General features: G+C 51.9%; 13 protein-coding genes. 3 read left to right on the top strand and 10 right to left on the bottom strand.

Translation table 11 applies throughout. The annotated features are described in order from the left end of the window. On the top strand, positions 1–330 hold the full coding sequence (locus WFO70_RS03910; RefSeq protein WP_337014742.1) for an HI1450 family dsDNA-mimic protein: 330 nt from the start codon (positions 1–3) through the stop codon (positions 328–330). Positions 331–386: 56 nt separating this feature from the next. On the opposite strand, the gene oppF is transcribed toward WFO70_RS03910, so the two are convergent. The 6 genes from oppF to WFO70_RS03880 form a co-directional block, all read right to left on the bottom strand. After that, positions 387–1,391, bottom strand: coding sequence for a murein tripeptide/oligopeptide ABC transporter ATP-binding protein OppF (oppF, locus tag WFO70_RS03905; RefSeq protein WP_106993178.1), 1,005 nt, complete (start codon positions 1,389–1,391; stop codon positions 387–389). Then, a complete protein-coding gene (locus tag WFO70_RS03900) occupies positions 1,388–2,401 on the bottom strand; it encodes an ABC transporter ATP-binding protein (RefSeq protein WP_337014741.1) in 1,014 nt (337 codons plus the stop codon). Before WFO70_RS03900 ends, oppF begins: the two co-directional genes overlap by 4 nt. A gap of 11 nt (positions 2,402–2,412) precedes the next feature. Next, positions 2,413–3,321: an oligopeptide ABC transporter permease OppC gene (gene oppC, locus WFO70_RS03895; RefSeq protein ID WP_337014740.1), complete on the bottom strand. Its 909-nt coding sequence runs from the start codon at positions 3,319–3,321 to the stop codon at positions 2,413–2,415. Positions 3,322–3,335: 14 nt separating this feature from the next. Then, entirely contained in the window at positions 3,336–4,256 is a 921-nt protein-coding gene (oppB, locus tag WFO70_RS03890; protein ID WP_032611266.1) for an oligopeptide ABC transporter permease OppB, read from the bottom strand. An 85-nt stretch (positions 4,257–4,341) separates the two neighbouring features. Then, positions 4,342–5,973, bottom strand: coding sequence for an oligopeptide ABC transporter substrate-binding protein OppA (gene oppA / locus WFO70_RS03885; protein WP_337014739.1), 1,632 nt, complete (start codon positions 5,971–5,973; stop codon positions 4,342–4,344). 772 nt (positions 5,974–6,745) lie between these two features. Continuing rightward, the gene (locus WFO70_RS03880) at positions 6,746–7,393 is read right to left on the bottom strand and encodes a YchE family NAAT transporter (protein ID WP_103179918.1); all 648 of its coding nucleotides are present in this window, start codon (positions 7,391–7,393) and stop codon (positions 6,746–6,748) included. Positions 7,394–7,870: 477 nt separating this feature from the next. Between WFO70_RS03880 and adhE the strand changes: the two genes are divergently transcribed. Beyond that, positions 7,871–10,555 carry a bifunctional acetaldehyde-CoA/alcohol dehydrogenase gene (gene adhE, locus WFO70_RS03875; RefSeq protein ID WP_337014738.1) on the top strand — a complete coding sequence of 895 codons (2,685 nt, stop codon included), beginning with the start codon at positions 7,871–7,873 and terminating at the stop codon, positions 10,553–10,555. Positions 10,556–10,637: 82 nt separating this feature from the next. Here adhE and tdk read toward each other — a convergent pair whose 3' ends face one another. After that, positions 10,638–11,252, bottom strand: coding sequence for a thymidine kinase (gene tdk / locus WFO70_RS03870; RefSeq protein WP_285111319.1), 615 nt, complete (start codon positions 11,250–11,252; stop codon positions 10,638–10,640). A gap of 548 nt (positions 11,253–11,800) precedes the next feature. Here tdk and hns point away from each other — a divergent pair. Continuing rightward, complete coding sequence (hns, locus tag WFO70_RS03865) at positions 11,801–12,214, top strand: histone-like nucleoid-structuring protein H-NS (protein ID WP_337014737.1); 414 nt, start codon at positions 11,801–11,803, stop codon at positions 12,212–12,214. Between the two features lie 204 nt (positions 12,215–12,418). Here the strand turns inward: hns and galU are convergent, their stop codons facing one another. From galU to rssA, 3 genes are all read right to left on the bottom strand, one after another. Then, complete coding sequence (galU, locus tag WFO70_RS03860; RefSeq protein ID WP_337014736.1) at positions 12,419–13,327, bottom strand: UTP--glucose-1-phosphate uridylyltransferase GalU; 909 nt, start codon at positions 13,325–13,327, stop codon at positions 12,419–12,421. 201 nt (positions 13,328–13,528) lie between these two features. Then, positions 13,529–14,542 (bottom strand): two-component system response regulator RssB, encoded by a 1,014-nt coding sequence (gene rssB / locus WFO70_RS03855; protein ID WP_337014735.1) that lies wholly within the window; start codon positions 14,540–14,542, stop codon positions 13,529–13,531. 92 nt (positions 14,543–14,634) lie between these two features. Then, positions 14,635–15,537 carry a patatin-like phospholipase RssA gene (rssA, locus tag WFO70_RS03850; RefSeq protein ID WP_166182707.1) on the bottom strand — a complete coding sequence of 301 codons (903 nt, stop codon included), beginning with the start codon at positions 15,535–15,537 and terminating at the stop codon, positions 14,635–14,637. Positions 15,538–15,643 lie beyond the last annotated feature (106 nt).

The raw sequence follows: 15,643 nt of genomic DNA, 5'->3' as shown, positions 1-15,643 counted from the left end.
ATGGAAATGGATCTGAACAATCGCCTGACCGAAGACGAAACGCTCGAGCAGGCCTACGATATCTTTCTTGAACTGGCCGTCGATAATCTCGATCCGGCAGATGTGATCCTCTTCAACCTCCAGTTTGAAGAGCGCGGCGGTGCCGAGCTGTTCGACCCGTCCGAAGACTGGGAAGAGCACGTCGATTATGACCTGAACCCGGACTTCTTCGCTGAGGTGGTGATTGGTCTGGCGGATACCGACGGCGGTGAGATTAATGACATCTTCGCCCGCGTGCTGATGTGTCGTGAGAAAGACCATAAGCTGTGCCACATACTCTGGCGTGAATAATATCTGGCGCGAAAAAAAGGCTGCGAATGCAGCCTTTTTTATTACCTGTTATCCCCTCAGAGCGGATCGACCTTCAGGCAGGAGACCGCATGGCGGAAGCTGCCTTCCAGTACCGGACGCGTTTTCGCGCACTCCGGCCCGGCAATCGGGCAGCGGGTACGGAACACGCAACCGGACGGCGGATTGATCGGCGACGGCAGTTCCCCTTCCAGCAGCTGGATCTGTTTATTCTTCTCCAGATCCGGGTCCGGGACCGGCACCGCAGACATCAGGGCTTTGGTGTAAGGATGCAGCGGATTGTGGTACACCTCATCATAGGTGCCCAGCTCTACCGCATGGCCGAGATACATTACCAGCACGCGATCGGAGATGTGCTTCACCACCGCCAGGTCGTGGGCGATAAAGATCAGCGACAGCCCCATCTCACGCTGCAGTTTTTGCAGCAGGTTAACCACCTGTGCCTGGATGGATACGTCCAGCGCCGAGACCGGTTCGTCACAGATAATCAGTTTCGGCTCGAGGATCAGCGCGCGGGCAATCCCGATACGCTGACACTGGCCGCCTGAGAACTCATGCGGGTAACGGTTGATCAGGTTAGGCAGCAGGCCCACCTTCATCATCATCGCTTTGACGCGGTCACGCACTTCCGTACGCGGCATCTTAGGATGATAGGTGCGCAGCGGCTCGGCGATAATCTCCCCGATGGTCATGCGCGGGTTCAGGGAGGCCAGCGGATCCTGGAAAATCATCTGAATGTCGCTACGCACAGCGCGCCACTCGTCAGGCTTCATGCCCAGCAGATCTTTACCCAGCCAGGCCACTTTGCCGTCGGTGGCTTTTACGAGGCCAATAATCGCGCGGGCAAAGGTGGACTTACCGCAGCCCGACTCTCCCACCACGCCCAGGGTCTCCCCTTCGTAGAGGCGCAGGGTTACGCCATCTACCGCTTTCAGAGTTTTTGCCGGCTGCCAGAACCACTGCTTGCCATCCTTAATATCAAAGTGGACTTTCAGATCCGCGATTTCGAGCAGGACATTACGTTTTTCGTCAATGACAGTCATACCAGCTCCTCGTACGGCTTAAAGCAGGCACGCAGACGGCCTGGGGCAAACTCTTCCAGCGGTGGCGCGCTGTTGCAGATCTCCATCGCGTGCGGACAACGCGGCTGGAACGGGCAGCCTTTCGGCAGACGCAGCAGGTTCGGTGGGTTGCCCGGAATAGTCAGCAGCGACTCCCCTTCCGCATCCAGACGCGGAACGGCGTTCAGCAGGCCGATAGAGTATGGGTGCGCCGGGTTATAGAACACGTCGCGCGCTTTACCGTACTCCATGGTGCGACCGGCATACATCACCAGCACTTTGTCGCAGATCCCGGCGACCACGCCCAGATCGTGGGTTATCATGATGATCGCCGTGTTGAACTCGCGCTTCAGCTCGTTCAGCAGGGTCATGATCTGTGCCTGAACGGTGACGTCCAGCGCGGTGGTCGGTTCATCGGCAATCAGCAGTTTTGGTCGGCACAGCAGGGCCATGGCGATCATCACACGCTGGCGCATGCCGCCGGAAAACTCGTGCGGGAACATGCGCATGCGCTTACGCGCTTCCGGCATCTTCACCGCATCCAGCATCTTCACCGACTCTTCAAAAGCGGCGGCTTTCCCCAGCCCTTTATGCAGCATCAGCACTTCCATCAGCTGTTCGCCCACACGCATGTAGGGGTTCAGGGAGGTCATCGGATCCTGGAAAATCATCGAGATCTGCTCGGCGCGCAGCTTGTTCAGCTCGTTCTCCGGCAGGTTGAGGATCTGTCTGCCGTTAAAGGTGGCGGAACCCCCGATGACGCCGTTTTGCGCCAGCAGGCCCATCAGCGCGAAGGCCGTCTGGGATTTACCGGAACCGGATTCCCCTACGATCCCCAGCGTCTCACCCGCCCGCAGGCTGAAGTTGAGATCGTTTACCGCAGTTACGTCGCCATCCGGTGTTTTGAAGGTGACGCGCAGATCTTTCACATCCAGCAGCGCATTGCCCTGCTGATGGGTTTGTGGCGCAGAAGCCGTTTCAATAATGGTCATGGCGGCACTCCTTAACGGTCTTTCGGATCGAGGGCATCACGCAGGCCATCGCCGATAAAGTTGAAACAAAACAGTGTCACGACCAGGAAACCTGCCGGGAACAGCAGCAGCCACGGTGATACTTCCATCGAGTTCGCACCATCGCTGAGCAACGCACCCCAGCTACTCAGTGGCTCCTGGGTACCGAGACCAAGGAAGCTGAGGAAGGATTCAAACAGGATCATGCTCGGCACCAGCAGGGAGGCATACACCACCACCACGCCCAGCACGTTCGGCACGATATGACGTACCACGATACTGCCGGTAGAGACCCCGCCGACCTGCGCCGCTTCGATAAACTCTTTGCGCTTCAGGCTCAGGGTCTGACCGCGCACGATACGCGCCATATCCAGCCAGGAGACCATGCCGATAGCCACGAAGATCAGCAGGATGTTCTGACCGAAGAAGGTCACCAGCAGGATCACGAAGAACATGAACGGGAAGGAGTTGAGGATCTCCAGGATACGCATCATGACCGAATCCACTTTGCCGCCGAGATAGCCGGACAGCGATCCGTACAGTGTCCCGAGGATCACCGCCACGAAGGCTGCGGCGATGCCCACCATCAGCGAGATACGTCCGCCGATGGCCACGCGCACCAGCAGGTCACGCCCGGAGGAGTCGGTGCCGAAATAGTGGCCCGATTCGGTATCCGGCGCGCTGGACATCATGCTCCAGTCAGTATCGAAGTAGCTGAACTGCGACAGCATAGGCGCTAAGGTCACAAACAGGGCGATAATTACCAGCACAATCAGGCTGGCAACCGCCGCGCGGTTATGCATAAAGCGACGGCGGGCATCCTGCCAGAGACTGCGTCCTTCGACTTCCAGTTTCTCACTGAAGTTTTCCAGCGCCTCGCTGTTTTTCTTACTTAACATCATGGCGAGCTCCAGTGTCAGTAGCGGATTTTCGGATCGATAACGGCATAGAGCACGTCAACAATCGCGTTAAAGAAAATGGTCAGCGCACCGACGAGGATGGTCAGACTCAATACCAGGGAGTAGTCGCGGTTCAGCGCGCCGTTAACGAACAGCTGGCCAATACCCGGCAGACCATAGATGGTTTCGATAACCATTGAACCGGTAATGATACCGACGAACGCCGGGCCTAAATAAGAGAGAACCGGCAATAACGCAGGCTTTAACGCGTGACGGAAAATAATCCGCCGCATTGGTAGCCCTTTCGCGCGTGCGGTACGGATGAAGTTAGAGTGCAGCACTTCAATCATCGAACCACGGGTGATACGCGCGATGCTGGCAATATAGGCCAGGGACAGCGCCACCATCGGCAGGATCATGTATTGCAGCGCCCCGCCGTTCCAGCCGCCCCCGGGCAGCCACTTCAGGGTGATGGCAAATATCATTACCAGCAAGGGTGCGACGACAAAACTCGGTATGACGACCCCGGTCATTGCCACCCCCATTACAGCGTAATCCCATTTTGTATTTTGATTCAGCGCGGCAATCACGCCCGCCGTGACGCCAAGAATAACGGCCAGTAAAAATGCCGCGGCGCCTAATTTAGCCGAAACGGGGAAGCTCGAGGCCACCAAATCGTTTACGGAATAATCTTTATATTTAAATGACGGTCCAAAATCGCCGTGGGCCAGCTGTTTCAGATAATTGAAATACTGGGTGGAGATCGGATCGTTTAAATGATATTTCGCTTCGATATTCGCCATCACTTCTGGCGGCAGCGTACGTTCACCGGTAAATGGACTACCCGGCGCGAGACGCATCATAAAGAAGGAGATCGTTATGAGAATAAATAGCGTTGGGATCGCTTCAAGACAGCGACGTAGGATAAATTTCAACATTGCCCGTACCTTCTGGCGTGTGCCTATATAGTATTACGATGAGTAGACACCGTGGGGCGAGCATTGCCCGCCCCACTCATTGCCATTAATGCTTGATAATATACAAGTTTTTAACGTAGATATTATCCATCGGGTCTTTACCGGTATAGCCACCTACCCACGGTTTCACCAGACGGGCGTTCACGTAGTAGTAAACCGGCACGATCGCAGAGTCTTTATCGAGCTGCTGTTCTGCTTTCGAATACAGCTCAGCGCGCTGCGCTTCGTCTGTGACTTTCAGGGTATCGCCGATCAGCTTATCGAACTCTGCGCTCTTATAGTGCGCGGTGTTGTTCGAGCTGTCGCTCAGCATGGTGTTCAGGAAGGAGGTCGGTTCGTTATAGTCCGCACACCAGCCAGCACGCGCCACATCAAAGGTGCCCTGATGACGGCTGTCCAGGAAGGTTTTCCACTCCTGGTTTTCCAGCTTCACGTTCGCACCCAGGTTTTTCTTCCAGATGGAGGAGACGGCGATAGCCAGTTTTTTATGCAGATCGGAGGTGTTGTACAGCAGGCTGAAGGTCAGCGGCTTGTCAGCGGTATAACCGGCTTCGGCCAGCAGTTTCTTCGCTTCAGCGTTACGCTGTTCCTGGGTCATTTTGAACCATTCTGGCTCGGTCAGCTTCGCGCCATCGGTATACGGCGGGGTGTAGCTGTAAGCCGGCAGGTCGCCCTGGTTTTTCACTTTATTGACGATGATGTCGCGATCGAGGGCCAGCTTCAGCGCGGTACGGACGCGAACGTCAGTGAATGGCGCTTTCTGGTTGTTGATCTCGTAGTAATAGGTACACAGATACGGATCAACGTGAACTTCAGTCGGGATCTCTTTTTTCAGCTTCTGGAACAGTTCGATCGGCATGTTGTTGTAGGTCATGTCGATTTCGCCGCTGCGGTAGCGGTTAACGTCAGTCACTTCAGAAGAGATTGGCAGGTAAGTGACCTGGTTGATAACGGTTTTCGCGTTATCCCAGTAGTTGGTATTACGCTCCAGGTCGATACGTTCGTTTACCACCCAGGCTTTCAGCTTATAAGCGCCGTTGGTGACGATATTGGCAGGCTGAGTCCACTTCTCGCCGAATTTTTCAACCGCTGCTTTTGGAACAGGGGAAACGGACGGGTGCACCAGCAGTTTGTAGAAATAAGGAACTGGCTCGCTCAGGGTGACTTCAAAGGTATTGTCATCAATCGCTTTTACGCCGAGGTCGGTAACCGGTTTTTTGCCGGTGATGATGTCATCGATATTGGCGATATGGCCATACTGCAGATAGCTCGCATACGGAGAAGCGGTGTTTGGATCCGCCAGGCGCTGCCAGCTATAAACGAAATCTTGTGCGGTCACCGGAGAACCGTCAGACCATTTTGCGTCTTTACGCAGGTGGAAGGTCCAGACTTTAAAGTCTTTGTTTTCCCATTTTTCAGCAACCCCGGCAACCGGGTGGCCGTCTACGTCAGTTACCAGCAGACCTTCGAACAGGTCGCGGTTAACGTTCGACTCCGGTACACCTTCAATTTTGTGCGGATCCAGAGACTGAACCTCAGCACCGTTATTACGCACCAGCGTTTGCTTCTCCGCCAGCTGTACTCCAGCAGGTACGTCAGCAGCCATTGCAACGTTGCCCGCGATTAGCGCAGTTAAAATCCCCGCCGCGACCAGACTTTTTTTTGTGATGATGGACATTGTGTTGATACTCCACTCTTTATAATTACTGGTTTTTTACCAGCCTGTTTAATTCCCCTTTTTGGGGTTCCCTGACAACGTAGGAGTTTATGCTGCTGTCAGGCGTTTTTACTTCTCGCTATCACCGACTTTACTATTACTAACGGCTCGTCTGGCCGCCTTGCGTCGATTCTTAACAGTCCTCCCCTGTCGAGGCCTGTCTTAATTCTTTTAGGTCAGAACCGTTAATGAAAAAGATTCTCATCTAAAAAATTTCTGCGGAAAATATAAGGCCGGAAAGTATCAAATGGCTTTCCTGGGTGCCAATACATTTTGCAAATTTGTTAACCAATTCTCTTTTACGGAAGTTACCGTAACGATGTGGGCTACCCTGCCGCGCATCAAAAGCGGAAAATGTATCCGCTATTCAATGGGATGTAGAAAATGTCCTTAACGATGACGTTGTTGTGCTGGAGACCAGGCGTTGTTTGTACAAAAAATTAACAACTGTCTATTATTTAGCACATTCATCTAAATCATTCACCAAATTACTAATATCATCTCAGTTATCCCGCAGCAAGCCCCAGAGTATGGTGTGAGTAAAATAACAGTTTTGTTGGGCGGAATGTGAACAGCATGATGCGAGGGTATGCGGCAAGTCTTTGATAGTTAACAAAACAAAATTATTAGTAAAATTTATTATAGTTAAAGCGATTTTCAACTTTCATTATATGATTTGCTGATAATGACAAAAAAAACGGCGCCATTGGCGCCGCGCTTTCATTTGAAATGATTACCCCAACAACCCCGGGAATATTGATTTCAGGCCGGTCACAATAAATTCAATTCCTAACGCCATGAGCAGTAAACCCATAATACGGGTGATGACGTTGATTCCGGTCTGGCCAAGCAGTCGCACCAGCCAGGGGGCAATGCGGAATACCCCCCAACAGCAGAATGCGAACAGCGCGATGGCGATCGAGAAGCCAATCAAATGCATCAGGTTGTGGTAGCGCGTCCCCCAGACGATGGTAGAACTAATGGCACCCGGCCCGGCCATTAGAGGCAACGCCAGGGGCACCACGCCAATGCTTTCGCGGATAGCAGTCTCTGATTTTTCCTGCTTGTTTTGTTTGTCCTCACCCAGCTTGCCGCTGATCATCGACATGGCGATGGTCACCACCAGGATCCCACCGGCAATGCGGAACGAATCAATAGAGATGCCAAAAATCTGCAATATAGAGTCGCCAAGATAGAGAGAGGTCAGCAGGATAATAGCGACCGACAGGTTTGCCGTCAGGTTGGTCTTATTCCTGGCAAGCGCGGTCTGATAGCTGGTCATACTGATAAAGACGGGAATTATCCCCACCGGGTTGACCAGCGCGAACAGACCGATAAAGAATTTGAAATAGGTTGGGAAATCAAAGAGCGATAGGCTCACAGTTAGCTCCGCTGATAAACAAGAATCAGGATAAAGAGATGGCAATGCCAATAACCGCGCAGAAGATACGCTTTTTACGCATGCACTTCATCACAATATTGCGAATTATGGTGATTTGACGATGTAAAATATTTGTGTACTAAATACCTTCCTGTGGTTCAATTGCTTTTGCAATTATTTAACATTTGATGAAACACCCCAAAATACCCCTGCTGAAAGGTATCAGCTTATGGATAAATTGATACAGATCATGTTTTCCGTACTCAGAAGTGAGTAATCTTGATTACGCCACCACGGAGATTCAGTATCTGAACCCAGGCTACTGATTGGAGGCTCTTTTAGTAAATCAGGGGAACGAAAGAAACGTTAACACCTTGTTTTTATGTAGGTTAAGCACGTGGCAATGACGCTGACTATACTACTTTCTTGTCGGGCAGCTGATTTACTAAAAGAGTTTAACATTATCAGGAGAGCATTATGGCTGTTACTAATGTCGCAGAGCTTAACGCACTTGTAGAGCGCGTAAAAAAAGCCCAGCGTGAATATGCCAATTTCACCCAAGAACAGGTTGATAAAATCTTCCGCGCCGCCGCTCTGGCTGCTGCAGATGCTCGAATCCCTCTCGCTAAAATGGCCGTTGCCGAATCCGGCATGGGTATCATTGAAGATAAAGTGATCAAAAACCACTTTGCTTCTGAGTATATCTACAACGCCTATAAAGATGAGAAGACTTGCGGCGTCCTGTCTGAAGATGACACTTTCGGTACCATCACCATTGCAGAGCCTATCGGCATCATCTGCGGTATCGTTCCAACAACCAACCCAACTTCTACTGCTATCTTCAAATCGCTCATCAGCCTGAAGACGCGTAACGCAATCATTTTCTCTCCACACCCACGTGCTAAAGATGCGACCAACAAAGCGGCCGATATCGTTCTGCAAGCGGCAATCGCTGCAGGTGCACCGAAAGATCTGATCGGTTGGATCGATCAGCCTTCTGTGGAGCTGTCTAACGCCCTGATGCACCACCCTGACATCAACCTGATCCTCGCGACCGGTGGTCCAGGCATGGTTAAAGCCGCTTATAGCTCCGGTAAACCGGCTATCGGCGTAGGTGCAGGTAACACGCCGGTTGTTATCGACGAAACTGCCGATATCAAACGTGCCGTTGCCTCCGTACTGATGTCTAAAACCTTCGACAACGGCGTTATCTGTGCTTCCGAGCAGTCCGTTGTCGTTGTTGACTCCGTGTACGATGCCGTTCGCGAACGTTTCGCCAGCCACGGCGGCTATCTGCTGCAGGGCCAGGAACTGAAAGCCGTTCAGGACATCCTGCTGAAAAATGGCGCACTGAACGCAGCCATCGTAGGTCAGCCAGCGTATAAAATCGCTGAACTGGCAGGCTTCACCGTACCGGTAACCACCAAGATCCTGATTGGTGAAGTGACCGATGTCGATGAAAGCGAGCCGTTTGCTCACGAGAAACTGTCTCCAACGCTGGCCATGTACCGTGCGAAAGATTTCGACGATGCGGTCATCAAAGCAGAAAAACTGGTCGCCATGGGCGGTATCGGTCATACCTCTTGCCTGTACACCGACCAGGATAACCAGCCTGAGCGTGTGGCGCACTTCGGCCAGATGATGAAAACCGCACGTATCCTGATTAACACCCCTGCTTCTCAGGGTGGTATCGGTGACCTGTATAACTTTAAACTCGCGCCTTCCCTGACTCTGGGTTGTGGTTCATGGGGTGGTAACTCCATCTCTGAGAACGTTGGTCCTAAGCACCTGATCAACAAGAAAACCGTTGCTAAGCGAGCTGAAAACATGTTGTGGCATAAACTTCCGAAATCTATCTACTTCCGCCGTGGCTCTCTGCCAATTGCGCTGGATGAAGTGATTACTGATGGCCACAAACGTGCGCTCATCGTGACTGACCGTTTCCTCTTCAACAACGGCTATGCAGACCAGATCACCTCTGTGCTGAAAGCTGCTGGCGTAGAAGTGGACGTGTTCTTCGAAGTTGAAGCTGACCCAACCCTGTCCGTTGTTCGCAAAGGTGCAGAGCTGGCTAACTCCTTCAAACCAGACGTGATCATCGCCCTGGGCGGCGGCTCCCCAATGGATGCAGCCAAAATCATGTGGGTCATGTACGAGCACCCGGAAACTCACTTCGAAGAACTGGCGCTGCGCTTTATGGATATCCGTAAACGTATCTACAAGTTCCCGAAAATGGGCGTCAAAGCCAAAATGGTGGCGATCACCACCACGTCCGGTACTGGTTCAGAAGTTACGCCGTTTGCCGTTGTAACCGACGACACCACCGGCCAGAAATACCCACTGGCTGACTATGCCCTGACTCCAGACATGGCCGTTGTTGATGCCAACCTGGTGATGGATATGCCGAAATCACTCTGTGCGTTCGGTGGTCTGGATGCGGTAACTCACGCCCTGGAAGCTTACGTTTCTGTACTGGCGTCTGAGTTCTCTGACGGTCAGGCTCTGCAGGCGCTGAAACTGCTGAAAGAGAACCTGCCAGCATCCTATAACGAAGGCTCTAAAAACCCGGTTGCCCGTGAGCGTGTGCACAGTGCTGCCACCATCGCCGGTATCGCGTTTGCTAACGCCTTCCTGGGTGTGTGTCACTCCATGGCGCACAAGCTGGGCTCTCAGTTCCACATTCCTCACGGTCTGGCGAACGCCCTGCTGATCTCCAACGTTATCCGTTATAACGCTAACGACAACCCGACCAAGCAGACTGCATTCAGCCAGTACGACCGTCCGCAGGCTCGCCGTCGCTACGCAGAAATCGCTGACCACCTGGGCCTGAGCGCACCTGGTGACCGCACTGCTGCGAAGATCGAGAAACTGCTGGGATGGCTGGAAAGCATCAAAGCTGAGCTGGGTATTCCGAAGTCTATTCGCGAAGCGGGCGTTCAGGAAGCTGACTTCCTGGCACACGTAGACAAGCTGTCTGAAGATGCCTTTGATGACCAGTGTACTGGTGCGAACCCGCGCTACCCACTGATCGCAGAGCTGAAACAGATTCTGCTGGATACCTACTACGGCCGTGAATACTCTGAAGGCGTACCTGCATCAGCAACACCTGCTGCTGTAGTGGTGCCGGTAAAAGCGGATAAGAAAGCGAAGAAAAGCGCTTAATTAATCGCTCAATAAAAAACCCGCTCCGGCGGGTTTTTTTATGTCTGTGATAAAGGCTGAACAGAGAGCGGAAATAGCGTCCTTAACGACGACAGGCGTCCTGTATGGCCGTCAGAGAGCCTACCACCAGCGCCTCTTTATAATGTTTACGACACACGGAGACATAGCGCTCATTGCCGCCAATTACCACCTGCTCGCCTTCCGCATAGGGTTTACCTGCCTGATCCAGGCGCAGCACCATACTCGCTTTACGCCCGCAGAAACAGATGGTTTTCAATTCAACCAGTTTATCTGACCAGGCCAGTAAATACTGACTGCCAATAAACAGCTCGCCGCGAAAATCCGTCCGCAGGCCATAACAGAGCACCGGAATATCCAGCTCATCGACCACTTCTGATAACTCATGCACCTGCTGACGCGTTAAAAACTGGCTCTCATCTACCAGCACGCAATGCACAGCCTGAGTGGCAACCTCGGCGCGGATCTCTTCCAGCAGATTGGTTTGCGGGTTATATAGCTTTGCCGGTGATGACAGACCAATTCGCGAGCTAACCTTGCCGCTACCAAAACGGTCATCGATCTCTGCGGTGTAAACGAGGGTCTGCATCCCGCGCTCCTGGTAATTGTAGGAGGATTGCAGTAATGCGGTCGACTTACCTGCGTTCATTGCTGAATAGTAGAAATACAGTTGTGCCATTGGCCGTTAAACCCTAATCAATGTGTATTATTACCGATGCGCGATTGTACCATATTTTGTCTGGTCTTCCGTGCTGTAGCGCGCTTTACGGCGGTTCCAGGCCACTCACTCCTCTGTCAGGATATAGATTCTGCGGTGATGACCGCAGATAAAATGATGAAATGAATTATGGTTTCATAACGGTAAGTTCAGGAAAAATCTGTTATTTTATTGCCGCAACGAGGTCAGGAATGGAGCAGGAATAATTAACACTTTCGGCAAGAAACCCTGTTTTCATTACTAATACGAAAGGTTGATATTTATCCTGGCTAACAATAATCCTGGAGAAAATTGCCCACAAAAAATGAGTTCGCCGTCAGGTTTATGGCACATCTTTTGATAACCAGCCCCGCTTTTCGCCGCCGGAATTTAAGTTAGCGTTATAAATAATAATGCCAAATATTAGGTATTTTTTGAATTCCTTACATTATGACCTATTGCATATATCAATTTATGCCTCTATTATTACTTCAACAAACCCCCCACATTATAAGTTTGAGATTACTACAATGAGCGAAGCACTTAAAATTCTGAACAACATCCGTACTCTTCGTGCCCAGGCGAGAGAATGTACTCTGGAAACGCTTGAAGAAATGCTGGAGAAATTAGAAGTCGTTGTTAACGAGCGTCGTGAAGAAGAAAACGCCGCGGCTGCTGAAATCGAAGAACGTACTCGTAAACTGCAGCAATATCGTGAAATGCTGATCGCTGATGGTATTGATCCTAACGAATTGCTGAACAGCATGGCTGCTGCTAAAACCGGCACCAAAGCTAAACGCGCTGCGCGCCCGGCTAAATATAGCTACATCGATGAGAACGGCGAATCTAAAACATGGACCGGCCAGGGTCGCACCCCAGCTGTTATCAAAAAAGCCATGGAAGAGCAAGGTAAACAACTGGACGACTTCCTGATTAAGGAATAAGCCAGAGCGTTATTCGAAAATCCCGCTTAATGCGGGATTTTTTATGCCTGTATTTTATACGGTGTGACATTCAGTAACATGCTGTCATATAACCTTCAGGCGCCCTTATTCCCCTGTCTAGCCAGCTTCGCGGAAAAGGCCCATAAAAAAACCGGTGGTAGCCAGGCTATCACCGGTTTTTTTGCTTAGCGCATCAGCGCCTGGTTAGTTTTTAATGCCCAGCGTCTCTTTCAGCCAGCCTTTAAATTCTTCACCCAGGGTCTGGTGGCGAACACCATATTCAACAAAAGCCTGCATGTAACCGAGTTTATTACCGCAGTCATGGCTCTTACCTTTCATATGGTAAGCTTCAACGGTCTCTTTCTCGATCAGCATATCGATGCCGTCGGTCAGCTGAATTTCATCGCCCGCGCCTGGAGGCGTTTTCGCCAGCAGCGGCCAAATCTCTGCGCTCAGGACATAACGCCCTACTACAGCCAGATTAGATGGCGCTACGTCGGCTTTTGGCTTCTCTACCACGCCTACCATAGGCACGCTATCGCCAGGCTTCATCTCGACGCCTTTGCAGTCGACAACACCGTATGCGGTTACGTCTTCAACGGGTTCAACCATGATCTGGCTGCTGCCCGTTTCGTCGAAACGTTTAATCATTTCTGCCAGGTTATCCTGGGACAGATCGGATTCAAACTCATCGAGAATAACGTCGGGTAAAATAACGGCCACCGGCTCGTTACCGACAACAGGATGGGCACACAGCACCGCATGACCCAGACCTTTAGCCAGACCCTGACGGACCTGCATAATAGTCACGTGCGGCGGGCAAATAGACTGCACTTCCTGCAGAAGCTGACGCTTAACACGTTTTTCCAGCATGGCTTCGAGTTCAAAACTGGTATCGAAATGGTTTTCGATAGAGTTTTTGGATGAATGCGTTACCAGTACAATTTCAGTAATACCGGCGGCAATACATTCGTTGACCACATACTGGATTAAAGGCTTATCAACGAGTGGCAGCATCTCTTTTGGAATTGCCTTCGTTGCGGGCAGCATCCTGGTTCCCAACCCGGCAACCGGGATAACGGCCTTTGTCACTTTCGAATTTACGGCAGCCATTGAAACTCTCCTGAACTGTTCATGTTTTGAACTTTAGTCTGCATTAATAACGCGTTCAGTATATCAGTCGGAGGATGAAGTCCGGGTCTGAAAAGGACGCGCTACCGCTTAATTAGGATAAATACGAATGATAACTTGCAACGATAGTAGCATTGCCGCGGAAACGGCGGTAAAGCTATCTACCGTTTAAATTCCAACTGATTATTCCGTGGACAACATTAAGCGCAACCGCCCGCCTGTCCCCCAAATTTGGCATTGCCATGAGGTGCAGCGGTGGCTTATTTGATTAAGATAGGTGTTGCCTAAGGTTCCTAACGGAACGCCGTTACTGACCTGAATATGGTGTTCGCCAGTATTAAGCGTGGCATTAAGTCCGGCAGAGACCAGAATCAAATTTTTCAACTCGCTGTGATAATAACCGACCAGCAACGGAAATTGCCCGGGCAAACTTGCCTGACGCAGCAGCTGGTTAACCTGTTTAAGTAAACTCCCTAACTCTGGCAGGCGTTGTCCCTGATGAGAAAGTTGTTCCTGAAGCAAACCATTAAACAGGGCGCGTAATAATAACGCCGCCAGCACGCCATTATCCCCCGCCCGGGTCACGTCCAGACAATAAAACGCCAGATCGTTATCGGATAACGGGGCAATATCCAGCACCAGGCCAGGTTGATCGGCAGCAACCAGCTGACGGTAATTCACTTTGCACCCGGAGATGTTCTGTTGCACCGGCGGCTGTAGCTCCTGCAGAAGCTTCGCTGCGGCAGTAGGGTTATTAACCAGCGCATCCCAGTCCTGAAAGAGTCGCTCCTCTTCTTCTACCCGCGAATTAAACATGTTGGGATAGAGGCAGGCGAGAACGGTTTCGCGCAGGCGGTTAAGATCTTTGACCGGCTTGAGCAGGACATCCTGCACGCCCAGACGTAACGCTTTGGCGATATCGGCCATATTCTCGGTGGCGGAAATAACGAGGATAGGGATCTGGTCCCCGGCGTTACGCAGATGCTCCACCAGCTTCAGGCCATTCATCCGCGGCATGGCAATATCGCAAATCATCAGATCGGGCTTCAGGCCCGCCATTTTTTCGAGGGCGTCTACACCATCCCCCGCGAGTGCTGTTGTTGCTCCCAGTGATGAAAGCCACGAATCCAGTAGTGAGCGGAAAACAGGCTCGTCTTCAACTATCAGAATTTGTTTCCCGGCTAATGGCTGTGTCATGGTCTCTCCCGGCGCTGACAATAGATCAATAGTGGCATGCTATCGGTACTATCGCCTGTCAGATTTTGCTGAAGTAATCAAAAAAAGGGTGCTCAGGCAGAAGCCCGCACCAAAGGTAATAATTCATCCATTTTCTTTTCGACCGCCTGCGCACCTGCGGTTATCGCCGCCTCAGCGCGATGGAAATCGAGCGTTGAAATCTGTGGACAAAATGGTTGGATCAAGATATCAGGCGGATCTCCCGCCATTCGATTGCGTTTCAGGCGATTTTCCAGCACCTGAATCGAGGTGGTCATAATCTCCATGGCGGTCGGCGCGGCGACCCGTTTACGCGTCGCCACCCGGCTCAGACGTCCGCGCAGCTTTTCATGCCAGGCGAGATCGTCGAGTGCGCCGTCATCCGTTTGGGTATTCACCGGCATCAGGTCCTGCTGCATCAGATGGGCATCATGCTGGAGATCGACCGCAATCACGATATCGGCCCCCATCGCGCGGGTCAGAGAAATGGGCACGGGGTTGACAACGCCGCCGTCCACCAGCCAGTAGCCATTGTGCGGCACCGGTGCCATCAGGCCCGGCATGCTGCAGGAGGCGCGCACGGCAAGATGGATATCGCCTTCGGTAAACCAGATTTCCCGACCGGTGCTGAGGTTGGTAGCAACCGCACCGAAAGGCATCTGGCAGCTGGAGAATTCGGTCAGGGGCATGACCTGGCGGAAACGGTTGAATACGCGTTCACCACGTAATAACCCGCCACGTTGCCAGGAGAGATCCATCAGGCGCAGGACGTCCCAGTAGCTAAAGGATCGTACCCAGGTTTCCAGCTCGGGGAGTTTGCCACACGAGTAGGCGGCCCCCACCAGAGAACCTATTGAACAGCCTGCGACAATGTCTATTTCGATACCTAAACGTTGTAAGGCGTTGATCACACCAATATGCGACCAGCCCCGGGCTGCTCCTGAGCCCAACGCCAGTCCGATTTTAACTTTTCTCATTAGCCCTGTTTATAGTCCCCTGGATTCCTGGCATAGCGTCATTGCAACCGCTCAGTTAACATAGTGCCACCCTGGCGTTACGCGCCATTCATTTTTTAGTTTCAGG

It is taken from the genome of Leclercia sp. AS011, from assembly GCF_037152535.1.
Lineage (GTDB): Bacteria > Pseudomonadota > Gammaproteobacteria > Enterobacterales > Enterobacteriaceae > Enterobacter.
Note: the sequence above shows the minus strand (reverse complement) of the source record. Positions and strands in the feature narration are given on the sequence as shown.